Origin of the sequence: Chryseobacterium panacisoli (genome assembly GCF_008274625.1) — a bacterium.
In the GTDB taxonomy this organism is placed as follows: Bacteria; Bacteroidota; Bacteroidia; order Flavobacteriales; family Weeksellaceae; genus Chryseobacterium; species Chryseobacterium panacisoli.
Genome location: NZ_VTRU01000009.1, coordinates 89,528 through 101,415 on the forward strand (window position 1 = coordinate 89,528; position 11,888 = coordinate 101,415).

Here is an 11,888-nt window from a genome sequence, read left to right on the forward strand (position 1 = left end):
AGGCACAAAAAAATTATGAATTATTTTTTAACTTATACAGTATATGTCCTCATACTATCCGTATTGATGGGCGTCTCATCTTGGAAACTGTTCAAGAAAATGGGGTATAGCCCTTTATTTGCTTTTATCCCTTTCTACAACTATTTCATCATTCTGAAAGAAACAAAACATCCGAAATGGTGGGCAATTCTGTCTTATCTTCCGATTGTAGGGCCAATCATGATGTCTGTTTTCCACCTTTACCTGGTGAAAAAGTTCGGGAAAACCCTTTTCAAAGATCAGATTCTTACCGTGATCCTGCCATTTATTTATATGGCGGTAATCAACTATTCTAAAGATGTAGAGTTAGAAGATGAAAATGCAAATGACCTGTTCCTTACAGACGAAGAAAAGAATGATAAAAAGAAAGATACATTCGTAGGTTCTATTACCTTCGCGGTAGTTTTTGCAACCATTATCCACGTTTTTGTAACACAGCCTTTCGGGATTCCTACAGGGTCTATGGAAAGAACGTTATTGGTAGGTGACTTCCTTTTTGTAAACAAATGGAGCTACGGGTACAGACTTCCGATGCGTCCGGTAGCAATACCTTTCCTTCAGGGGACGATTATGGATACAGGACAAAAGGGTAACCCGAAAGATGATCCAAAATCATATGTAGATGGAATAAAGCTTCCTTACACAAGAATTTTACAATTCAATAAGCCGCAGAAAAATGATGTGGTAGTTTTCAACTATCCTCAGGATTCCGTGCATACTGCGATCGACAGAAAAGATCCTTACGTAAAACGTTGTGTTGCTACAGCAGGTGATACTTTTGAAATGAGAGCCGGAAGACTTTTCGTTAACGGAAAACCGGAAGTTGTTTTAGGAGATCAGGAAGTACAGCACAGATATATTGTAACAACGGATGCTCAATTAGATATCCCAACCTTATATAAAGCTTATGGATTTTTACCGGTTCAGGAGTTTCAGCAGGATAACGGAGGATTTATTTATGGCTTTCAGGGGTTAACTGATAAGACGGCTAAAGAAATTAAAGAACTTCCTCATGTTCTTGATATGAAAGAAGAGGTTTCAGCAAAAGGAGAAGCTGCAGTATACTACAGAGATGAAGCTAAAACCAAGGTTGATACGACACAATCTATCTTCCCAATCAACAAACCTTGGAATCAGGATTGGTACGGTCCGCTTAGAATTCCTAAAAAAGGAGATGTTGTAGCGATCAATCAGGAAACACTTCCAACCTATCAGTGGATCATTTCTGAATATGAGCATAACAGTTTAGAGAAAAAGAACGGGAAGATCTTTATCAACGGAAAAGAAGCTACTCAGTATACCATTCAGCAGGATTATTATATGATGGTGGGAGACAACAGAGATGCTTCACTAGATGCAAGATTCTTTGGTTTTGTTCCGGAAGAAAATATCGTAGGAAAGCCAATGTTTACGTGGATGAGCCTTCAGGGTGCTTTTGCAGACAGCAGCTCTACTTATCAGGCACCTTTCAAAATCCGTTGGGAAAGAATGTTCAAAGCAACCAATACAGGAGAAGCCAATAAAACCTCTTACTGGTGGATTGCAGCGATGATCCTGATCCTGTTCTTCGGATGGGAGTATTTCGTGAAATTGTTCAGAAAGAAAAAAACTGAAGACGACTAATAGAAAAATTAAACTTAAAATAGAATGAAGTATTTGAAAAAATACTTCATTTTTGCATTATGAATATGAAGAATGTATTATTGCCGGCATTTTATTTGCCCCCAATTTCATGGTTTTCAGTATTATTAAATCCTGAGAATGAAATTACATTGGAACAGTTTGAGAGCTTTCCCAAGCAGACTTACAGAAACAGAGCAAACATCTATGGAGCCAACGGAAAATTGTCTTTAATAATTCCTATCCATCATAACGGGAAAAGAGAATTTAAAGATGTAGAGATCTCTTATCGTGAAGACTGGAGAGCTCTTCATTGGAAATCAATTAAAACAGCATATCAGAGCTCTCCTTACTTTGAATATTATGAAGATAAGTTCAGAAAAATATTTGAACTTCAGGAAAAGTATCTTCTTGATTTTAACCTTAAAGGGATAGAAGTTATCCAACAGATACTGAAAACAGAAAAGGCACACTCTTTGAATGAAGAATATATCAAAAATCCTGAAAGTATTAATTTCAGAGAAAAGTTTTCGGCAAAGCTTCCTTCAGAGTTTCAAATGGAAGAGTATTACCAGACGTTTTCTGATAAATTCGGATTTTTGGAAGATTTGTCGGTTCTTGATCTTCTATGTAATAAAGGTCCGGAATCGCTTATGTATATAAAAAATATAAAACAATCATATTAGCATACCATCGTTATTAAGGATATTTTCAGCATACAGCAGATAAAGTCGGCGATTGGTATATCTCTTTAAAAAATAAATTTCAATATATGAAAAAGGTATTATTAGCTGCAGTTTTTTTAGCAGGTTTTAGTTTTTCTTTTGCACAGGAATCTAAAGCTAAAAGTATTGATCCAAATGAAGATAAAGATCTGATGACATGGTATCATAAGGATTTTACAACTTCAAAAGTATATGGAGTAAATACGGCAAATGCTTATAAATATTTAGAATCTAAAGGACTGAAGCCTAAAACTGTTGTGGTAGGAGTTTTGGATAGTGGAGTACAGGTAGACCACCCCGGATTGGTAAAGAACCTTTGGTCAAATCCTAACGAAATTCCCGGAAATGGCAAAGATGATGATGGAAACGGATATATTGACGATGTACACGGCTGGAACTTCATAGGAGGTAAAAACGGTGATGTTGATATTGACAACATGGAAGTGACAAGAGTTGTTGCCAAATACAAACCTGTTTTTGAAGGAAATGATTCTACTAAGAATAAAGCAAATCAGGCTCAGATGAAAGAAGAGTTTGATATGTATATGAAAGCCAAGGATATGTTCAATAAAAAAAGTATCGAGGCTCAGCAAAATTTCAAAACCTATTCTATGCTGAACGAGCTGATTCCTAATATGGTTAAATTATTAGGAGGTAAGCCTGTAACAGCTGAAACACTTTCAGCAATTAAAGCCCCTACAGATCAGAAAGATGCAATCGCATTGGAATTTCTGGGTCAGATTTCTCAAAGTCCCGAATTCAAAGGAAAGTCTTCCGCTGAATTTGAAAAAAAGATGAAGGAAGAGATGAAGGAGGCAATAGACCATTTTGCTCCGGCAGCAAAACAATATGATCTTTCCTATGATCCAAGAAAAGAAATTGTAGGGGATAACTATGATGACTATTCTGAAAAAAGCTATGGTAACAATCATTACGAAGGACCGGATGCAGAACATGGAACTCACGTAGCAGGAATCATTGCAGGACTTCCGCAAGGAAAAGAAATTCAGTATGGGGTAGCTTCAAAGGTTGCTAAGATCATGTCTGTAAGAACAGTTCCAAACGGTGATGAAAGAGATAAAGATGTTGCCAACGCCATCAGATATGCAGTAGATAACGGAGCAAAAGTTTTAAATATGAGCTTCGGAAAACCTGTTTCACCGGGTAAAAATGTAGTTTGGGATGCTTTTAAATATGCTGAAGATAAAGGCGTTCTTTTAGTAAAGGCCGCAGGTAACGAAAATGAAGATGTAGCAGAACACTTGGCATTTCCTACCAACTTTAAGAATGTTACGGATGAAAAACCATTTGTGAGCAACGTTCTTGTAGTAGGAGCAAGTACCAATAAAAACAATGCTTTGAGAGCCGATTTTTCTAACTACAATAAAAAAATGGTGAATGTTTTCGCTCCTGGAGAAGAAATCTATTCTACCGTTCCTAAAAACGAATACAAATACCTTCAGGGAACTTCTATGGCTTCTCCTGTGGTAGCTGGTGGAGCTGCTGTTTTATTAGCATATATGCCGGATCTGAAACCTTATCAGATCATTGAAGCACTTGTGAAAAGCAGCAACCCAAGTACAGCAAACGGATTCACAGATCAATCGCAGGCAGGAGGTGTTATCGACCTGAAAAGGGCCGCAGAATATGCCTACACCAATTTCTATAAAGGAAAGCCATCAAGCACTGCTAAGCCTTCGAAATCCGTAAAAAAGGCTGTTAAAAAATAATTTATCTCCCTGTGTTTAAGGAGAAACCATAAAAAGTCCGAATTTTTTTCGGACTTTTTATTTTTTATTTTAAATTTTGGCACGGTTTTTTGTAACTTTATAGTAACAAAATAATAAACAACAAAATGAAAAAGTTACTACTTGCAGGGATGTTGGGAACATCACTTTTTGCAGTTTCGTGTTCCTCTGTTAACAAAGCAGCTACATCTCAAAATCAAAGAGCCGACTTCCTGAAAATGAAAGGAGACTGGCAGATTGTGAGCATAGATTATGATAAAGGTTATAAAATTAAACCTTTTGACGAAGGTGCAGATGCACAGTGTTTCGTAGGAAGCCACTGGAGACTGATTCCTAATAACTGGACAGGAGCGTATACTTTAAATGGCGGTGGGGATTGCCCGGCAATTACACAACCAATAAAATTTGAAGTAAAAGACGGTAATACGTTTATGTTTAAAAAAATTGCTTCAGGTACTAAAGCAAAACAAAATACTGCAGGTTATACAATGACGTTAATCAACCAGACTACAGATCAGTTTTCACTTGAGCAAGATGTTCCTTTTGAAGGAGGTAATGTAAAAGTAGTTTACAACTTCCAGAGAGCGGGAATGAAATAATTTATCAACATAAAAGATCAAAAAAATGAATTTTAATAAAACATACGTAGGAGCCCTTTTCTTGTCATCAGCATTATTATTGACAAGCTGTGAGGCGGTTCAGAATTCAAATCACCAACAAAGAGGTACAGCGGTTGGTGTTGCTTCAGGAGCAGTACTTGGAGGTATCCTTGGGAACAATGTAGGAAAAGGAGGAAATGGAGCTATTGGTGCTGTATTAGGTGGTATTATCGGTGGTGTAGCTGGTAATGTTATCGGTAACAAAATGGATAAGCAGGCTAAAGATATTAAAGAAACTTTACCGGGAGCTCAGGTAGAAAGAGTAGGAGATGGTATTAAAGTAACAATGAACGAAAGCATCGTTAACTTTGCATTCGACTCTTCAAACCTTACTTCTGTTGCACAAACTAACCTTGATAAGTTAGCTGAGGTATTAGCGAATAACCCTGATACTAATATCAATATCTACGGACATACAGACAGTGTAGGTAAAGATGCTTACAACATGGCACTTTCTCAAAGAAGAGCTGATGCTGTAAAATCTTATTTAGCAGGAAAAGGAGTTGCATCAAGCAGAATGTTCACAAAAGGTGAAGGTAAAAATATGCCGGTTGCAAGCAACGATACTGATGAAGGAAGAGCTAAAAACAGAAGAGTTGAGTTTGCGATTACTGCAAATGAAAAAATGATTAATGATGCCAAGCAAGGGCAGTAATTAATTTTACATATAAATATTTTCGTAAAAGACCGCCCCGGCGGTTTTTTTTGTATTTTTATGCTAGAAATTTTGAATTGATTACTTTTGCACTTGAAACAACATAAATGAAGAAATATTTAAAGCTGCTCCGTGTAGAGCAATGGGTGAAAAACCTTTTTGTATTTGTCCCGCTATTCTTTTCAGGTAACATTACCAACGTAGATCTGCTTGTCAAAAGCATTTTTGCATTTGTTATATTTTCGCTTGCTGCAAGTGTAGTATATATTCTGAATGATTATAATGATATTGAAGCAGACAGAAAGCATCCTGAAAAAAGGAGAAGACCTCTGGCTAGTGGTGCTATTTCAAAAGCGAAAGCTATAGGAATTCTTATCGGTCTGGTCATCACGGATATTGTTCTTGTATTTTTTACACAACTCTACTTCCACGAGCTGCTCTGGAAGTTTGCCATCATCATAGGTTTCTATGTAGTAATGAATCTTGCTTATACATTTAGATTGAAACATGTTCCGATCATCGATATTTTTATTATTGCTATAGGATTTGTACTCCGTGTATTGGCTGGAGGTTATATTACCGGAATCAGTATTTCACAATGGGCTATTCTCTTAACGTTTGTATTGGCCCTTGTACTGGCAATTGGAAAAAGAAGGGGGGAATTGATCAACGCTCAGGTTTCAGGAAAAACAAGAAAAGCATTGGACGGATATAACGTTCAGTTTGCAGATATTGCACTGTCGATTTCGATTACACTGGCTATTGTGTGTTACCTGATGTTTACCCTGTCACCGGAAGTTCAGGAAAGATTTCATGAAAGGGTTTTTTACACGGTAATCTTCGTAGTTTTTGCCTTATTAAGATATCTTCAGCAGACTTTGGTTTACAACAGAACGGAATCTCCTACAAAAATTGTGTACCGGGACCGCTATATACAGGTTACCCTATTACTTTGGGTTGCTGCATTTTTAATTCAAATTTATTTTAAGAAATGAAGCCGAATTTCACACAGAAAGTTACAAACTGGGGTAATTTCCCGGTAGTGGAGAAAGAAATGAGATCAGAGGACAGTTTCAAAAAAATAAAAGAATTTGTACTCAATCACAACGAAATTATTGCCAGAGGGAACGGAAGATGCTATGGAGATGCTTCGTTGGGAGAATCTATATTTTCAACAAAAAAATTAAATAAGTTCATCAATTTTGACCGTTTAAACGGAGTGATAGAATGCGAATCCGGAGTACTGCTTTCAGACATTCTGGAAATTGCTGTTCCGCAGGGATATTTCCTGTACGTTACTCCAGGGACAAAGTTTATATCAGTGGGTGGAGCTATTGCTTCCGATGTTCATGGGAAAAATCATCATGCAGAAGGATGTTTTTCAGAATACGTGATTGAATTTAAGCTCATGACGGAGAATGGGGAAATTATTACCTGTTCCAGAGAAGAAAATTCAGAGAAATTCTGGGCTACTATCGGTGGAATGGGACTTACAGGGATTATTCTTACGGCAAAGTTTAAGCTTAAAAATATAGAATCCGCATATATTCGTCAGGAAAGCATCAAAGCAGAAAATCTGGATGAAATCTTTAAACTGTTTGATGAAAGTGAAAACTGGACGTATACCGTTGCATGGATCGATTGCCTTCAGAAAGGGAAAAATATCGGAAGAAGTATCCTGATGAGAGGTGAGCATGCTTTCCAACATGAGCTGCCTCAGAGTCTTTCGAAAACCCCTTTAAGATTAAAGAAAAAATTACAGCCTACAGTTCCTTTTTATTTTCCCGGATTTGTATTGAATGCACTTACGGTAAAAATATTCAACTGGCTTTACTATAAGAAACAGTCCAAGAAGGAAGTTAAGAACTTTATTGATTACGAAACATTTTTCTATCCTTTGGATGCGATTAATGATTGGAACAAAATCTATGGGAAATCCGGTTTTATACAATATCAGATGGTCATTCCTAAAGAAGCGGGAAAAGAAGGGATGAAAAAAATCCTTGAAACGATTGCCAACAGCGGGAATGGATCATTCTTAGCAGTTTTAAAACTTTTCGGAAAGCACAATCCGGAGGCTTACAATTCATTCCCGGTGGAAGGGTATACGCTCGCCCTGGATTTTAAAGTGAATTCAAAACTGAAAAAATTGGTAGACCAGCTTGATGCAATTGTTCAGGAGTTCGGAGGAAGAATTTACCTTACCAAAGACAGTATGAGCAGATCATCATTGACTAATTATCTGAAAAATATTCAAAATCCTAAATTTGTGTCTTTACAGCACAAAAGAATCATAAACAACAACTCATAATGATAGTTCTGGGAAGCACATCTGAAGTGGCACAGGCTTTTGTGGAAAAAGCACTTCAGGAAGGAGAAAAATTTGAAAAAATCTATCTTTTTACCTCAAATAAAGAAACTACAGAACGGTTTGCAAGACATATTGATGTGAAATTTCTGCAGCAGGCAGAAGTCATTGAACTGGATCTGACTAAAGAAATTGATTACAACAGATTTGATTATATCAATTCAAATGTATTATTTTGTGCCGTAGGATATTTAGGAGAAGGAACAGAAGAGGGACTGTATGACAACCGGAATACGGAACGTATCATAGATATTAATTATTCAAAACTGGTTCCTGTAATGAACTATTTTGCTCATAAATTTGAAAACAGAAGATCCGGAACGATCATTGGGCTTTCATCAGTAGCAGGAGACAGGGGAAGACAGAGTAATTTTATCTACGGAAGTGCGAAAGCAGCTTTTACAGCGTATTTAAGTGGTTTAAGAAACTATCTTTTTGATAAGAAAGTACACGTTCTTACTATAAAACCTGGATTTATGGCAACCAAAATGACAGAAGGCCTGCCTTTAAATCCTAAACTGACAGCAACACCGAAACAAGCGGCTGCCTGTATTTATAAAGCCTTCAAAAAGGAAAAAAACGTGGCATATGTTTTGCCGGTTTGGAGTATTATTATGATGATTATCAGGAATATCCCTGAATTTATATTCAAAAAATTAAAGCTTTAAAGAGAAATGAAAAAATTGTATTGTTTTGATTTTGACGGAACTTTGACCTATAAAGATACTATGTTTATGTATCTTAAATTCTACGATTCTACAAAATACCGGATACAATTTTTAAGACATGTACCTCTCTTTATCTTATTGAAACTGAAGCTGGCAGAAACGGAAAAAGTGAAAAAAAGCTTTATTGGGTCTATTCTAAAAGGGCAGACCCAGGAAAAGATTGAAATGAAGTCTAAACAATTTTTTGAACTTCATTATCCTAAAATTGTGAGGGAAAATGCATTAGACTTTATAAAAAATATCGATAGGAATAATACACAAAGTTTATTGGTGACTGCATCATTAGATATTTGGGTAAAGCCTTTTGCTGAAAAACTTAAAATGGAGCTTATTTCTACGCGGGCAGAGTTTAAGAACGGAGTTTTCACTGGGAATTTTGTAGGGAAAAACTGCAATGGGAAAGAAAAACTGATAAGAATTAAAGAAGAAATAAACAATTCTAAGTACGATAAAATTATTGCATTTGGGGATACTTCAGGAGATCGGGCAATGTTGAAATGGGCAAATGAGGGACATTATCAATTTTTTCACTAATTTTGGGAGATAAAATTGTAAAAAATGAAAAGCCTGTTGATTGCATGTGCAGTAATATTGATGAGCTGTGCAAGCGCTTCATCTCAGAAGTCTTCTGCTATGCAGGGAAATACTGAGGTCCTTGTTTCTGAATCTCAGGGAGGAACCGATAAACCTGGCTTTAAGATAATCAATGACGAAAAAGAATTTCGTAACATTATCAAAGGAAGTTTTGGAATCGCAGACCTGGGAAAAGAATCTTATATCAGCTATCCGAAATTTCCGAAAAACAAAAAAGTTGTTTTATACAATTTGGGAACCTTCAGATCAGGAAGTCACAAAATTGAAGAAGTCAAAAGTGTATCTGTGAAAAATCAGATTCTCTATGTAGAAGTTCCGGCCGGAGAGCCTTCCGGTGGACTGGAAATTCAGGTGATCTCCAGTCCATGGTTTATTTTTACTGTTCCCACAGATTACAAGTTTACCTCCGTAGAATTAAAATATTCAAAATAATAATGGATAAAGTATATTTAGATAATGCCGCAACCACTCCGCTTGCAGAAGAAGTTATAGATGCAATGGTGGGCACTATGAAGATGAATTTCGGAAACCCGTCTTCAACGCACAGCTTTGGCCAGGAAGCAAAAATCCTTATTGAAAATGTAAGAAGACAGGTTGCAGACTATCTTCATGTAACTCCTGCTGAAATCATTTTCACTTCCTGCGGAACCGAATCCAACAATATGATCATCAAATCCTCGGTAGAACACCTTGGAGTAGAAAGAATCATCAGCTCTCCTCTGGAACATAAATGTGTTTCTGAAAGTATTCTGGATATGAAAAGCAGAAAAGGAGTAGAAGTAAGCTACATCCGTCCGAATGAAAAAGGAGATATTGACCTTACAAAACTAGAAGAGCTGTTAAAAGCTTCAGATAAAAAAACACTGGTAAGCTTAATGCATGCCAACAACGAAATCGGAAATATCATTAATCTTAAAAAAGTTGCCCAGCTGTGCAAAGAGTATCATGCACTTTTCCATTCGGATACTGTACAGACTATGGCTCATATGAATCTTGATTTCTCTGATATCCCTGTAGATTTTGCTTCCTGTAGTGCTCATAAGTTTCATGGGCCAAAAGGAGCTGGATTTGCGTTTATCAGAAAAGCAACAGGTTTAAAAGGAATAATTACCGGAGGACCTCAGGAAAGAAGCCTTAGAGCCGGAACAGAAAATGTCAGCGGTATCGTAGGACTGGGTAAAGCATTAGAACTTTCTCTGAATCATATGGATGAATATACCAACCATATGCAGGATATTAAAAATTATGCAATTGAAAGACTTTCTGCGGAAATTGAAGGAATTAAATTCAACGGAAGAAGTGCTGAAAAAGAAAACAGTCTTTATACCGTTTTAAGCGCATTATTGCCATACAAAAACCCATTGATAGGACTTCAGCTGGATATGAAAGGAATTGCAATCTCTCAGGGAAGTGCATGCTCATCAGGAGCTTCAAAACCTTCAATGGTTATGATGATGGTGCTTTCTGAAGACGAAATGGATCATTGTACCCCATTACGTATCTCATTCAGTCATATGACAACCAAAGCGGATATCGATGCATTAGTGAATGCATTGAAAGAAATTTCAAGTGATTACACTATAGAAAAAACTAATGTTGAGCATAGATAGTCTTGTGCTTTAAAAATCGTAATTTTGAACATCCGAAAGAGGATTAAAAGAAAAATAATATTAATAAAATAAAAGAAACAAAAATGGCTTTAGAAATTACAGACAGCTCATTTCAGGATACGGTTTTAAAATCAGATAAACCGGTATTAGTAGACTTTTGGGCAGTATGGTGCGGACCATGCAGAACTTTAGGACCAATCATCGAAGAAGTTGCATCAGATTTTGAAGGTAAAGCAATCGTTGGGAAAGTGGATGTAGACAACAACCAAGAGATTTCTATGCAGTATGGTATCAGAAATATCCCTACAGTTCTTATTTTTAAGAACGGAGAAGTAGTAGACAAATTAGTAGGTGTAGCTCCAAAAGAGGTAATCGCTGAAAAATTAAGCGCTCACTTATAAAAAAATAAGTTTGATAATGAATGCCTTCCAGTATTGGGAGGCATTTTTTATAAAATAATTTGCAGATAACAAAAAAAGGTGTAATTTTGCAACCACGAAAAAGAAACGACGTTCTTTAAAAAATGATCCGGTAGTTCAGCTGGTTAGAATGCCGCCCTGTCACGGCGGAGGTCGCGGGTTCGAGTCCCGTCCGGATCGCAGAAGTTTTCTCAATTTACTTTAAAAAAATTGATCCGGTAGTTCAGCTGGTTAGAATGCCGCCCTGTCACGGCGGAGGTCGCGGGTTCGAGTCCCGTCCGGATCGCAGAAGTTTTCTCAATTTCTTTTAAAAAAATTGATCCGGTAGTTCAGCTGGTTAGAATGCCGCCCTGTCACGGCGGAGGTCGCGGGTTCGAGTCCCGTCCGGATCGCAGAAGTTTTCTCAATTTACTTTAAAAAAATTGATCCGGTAGTTCAGCTGGTTAGAATGCCGCCCTGTCACGGCGGAGGTCGCGGGTTCGAGTCCCGTCCGGATCGCAGATACAATATGAAATTTGTATAGGATACTGTAAAATATATGTTTTACAGTATTTTTTTTGTTTTACGTGTATTTCAAAAATGTGAGAAATGACCAGGGACAAAAGTTGGATGGAAAATAATATCCGTACATCCCAGTTGGTTTATGGGCTTTTTTAATAATCTAGTTTCGAAATTTTGTTTCAAAATGTTAATTTATATTTTAAATAAAAATTAACATGTAGT

Annotated in this window: 12 protein-coding genes and 4 tRNA genes; all 16 read left to right on the forward strand. The window is 36.8% G+C overall.

Features of this window, described 5'->3' with window-relative positions:
• The first annotated feature begins 15 nt into the window (after positions 1 to 15).
• The 16 genes from lepB (at position 16) to FW781_RS21965 (ending at position 11,663) form a co-directional block, all read left to right on the forward strand.
• Positions 16 to 1,662: a signal peptidase I gene (gene lepB / locus FW781_RS21890; RefSeq protein WP_149389368.1), complete on the forward strand. Its 1,647-nt coding sequence runs from the start codon at positions 16 to 18 to the stop codon at positions 1,660 to 1,662.
• Positions 1,663 to 1,721: 59 nt separating this feature from the next.
• A complete protein-coding gene (locus tag FW781_RS21895; protein WP_394349737.1) occupies positions 1,722 to 2,345 on the forward strand; it encodes a WbqC family protein in 624 nt (207 codons plus the stop codon).
• An 86-nt stretch (positions 2,346 to 2,431) separates the two neighbouring features.
• On the forward strand, positions 2,432 to 4,114 hold the full coding sequence (locus FW781_RS21900) for a S8 family serine peptidase (RefSeq protein ID WP_149389370.1): 1,683 nt from the start codon (positions 2,432 to 2,434) through the stop codon (positions 4,112 to 4,114).
• 125 nt (positions 4,115 to 4,239) lie between these two features.
• Complete coding sequence (locus tag FW781_RS21905; protein ID WP_149389371.1) at positions 4,240 to 4,731, forward strand: lipocalin family protein; 492 nt, start codon at positions 4,240 to 4,242, stop codon at positions 4,729 to 4,731.
• 25 nt (positions 4,732 to 4,756) lie between these two features.
• Positions 4,757 to 5,446, forward strand: coding sequence for an OmpA family protein (locus FW781_RS21910; RefSeq protein ID WP_149389372.1), 690 nt, complete (start codon positions 4,757 to 4,759; stop codon positions 5,444 to 5,446).
• Between the two features lie 107 nt (positions 5,447 to 5,553).
• Entirely contained in the window at positions 5,554 to 6,441 is an 888-nt protein-coding gene (locus tag FW781_RS21915) for a decaprenyl-phosphate phosphoribosyltransferase (protein ID WP_149389373.1), read from the forward strand.
• Positions 6,438 to 7,757 (forward strand): FAD-binding oxidoreductase, encoded by a 1,320-nt coding sequence (locus FW781_RS21920; protein WP_149389374.1) that lies wholly within the window; start codon positions 6,438 to 6,440, stop codon positions 7,755 to 7,757. The genes FW781_RS21915 and FW781_RS21920 overlap by 4 nt, the downstream gene beginning before the upstream one ends.
• Positions 7,757 to 8,482, forward strand: a complete 726-nt coding sequence (locus tag FW781_RS21925) for an SDR family NAD(P)-dependent oxidoreductase (protein ID WP_149389375.1) — start codon at positions 7,757 to 7,759, stop codon at positions 8,480 to 8,482. Before FW781_RS21920 ends, FW781_RS21925 begins: the two co-directional genes overlap by 1 nt.
• A gap of 6 nt (positions 8,483 to 8,488) precedes the next feature.
• Complete coding sequence (locus FW781_RS21930; protein WP_149389376.1) at positions 8,489 to 9,076, forward strand: HAD-IB family hydrolase; 588 nt, start codon at positions 8,489 to 8,491, stop codon at positions 9,074 to 9,076.
• 24 nt (positions 9,077 to 9,100) lie between these two features.
• Positions 9,101 to 9,568, forward strand: coding sequence for a hypothetical protein (locus FW781_RS21935; RefSeq protein WP_149389377.1), 468 nt, complete (start codon positions 9,101 to 9,103; stop codon positions 9,566 to 9,568).
• Between the two features lie 2 nt (positions 9,569 to 9,570).
• Entirely contained in the window at positions 9,571 to 10,746 is a 1,176-nt protein-coding gene (locus FW781_RS21940; protein WP_149389378.1) for a cysteine desulfurase family protein, read from the forward strand.
• 83 nt (positions 10,747 to 10,829) lie between these two features.
• Positions 10,830 to 11,147: a thioredoxin gene (gene trxA, locus FW781_RS21945; protein ID WP_047380983.1), complete on the forward strand. Its 318-nt coding sequence runs from the start codon at positions 10,830 to 10,832 to the stop codon at positions 11,145 to 11,147.
• Positions 11,148 to 11,271: 124 nt separating this feature from the next.
• Positions 11,272 to 11,345 (forward strand) — tRNA-Asp (locus FW781_RS21950).
• Positions 11,346 to 11,377: 32 nt separating this feature from the next.
• Positions 11,378 to 11,451: transfer RNA gene (locus FW781_RS21955), tRNA-Asp, on the forward strand.
• A gap of 32 nt (positions 11,452 to 11,483) precedes the next feature.
• Positions 11,484 to 11,557, forward strand: a tRNA-Asp gene (locus tag FW781_RS21960).
• Positions 11,558 to 11,589: 32 nt separating this feature from the next.
• A tRNA-Asp gene (locus FW781_RS21965) sits at positions 11,590 to 11,663 on the forward strand.
• Positions 11,664 to 11,888: the final 225 nt, after the last annotated feature.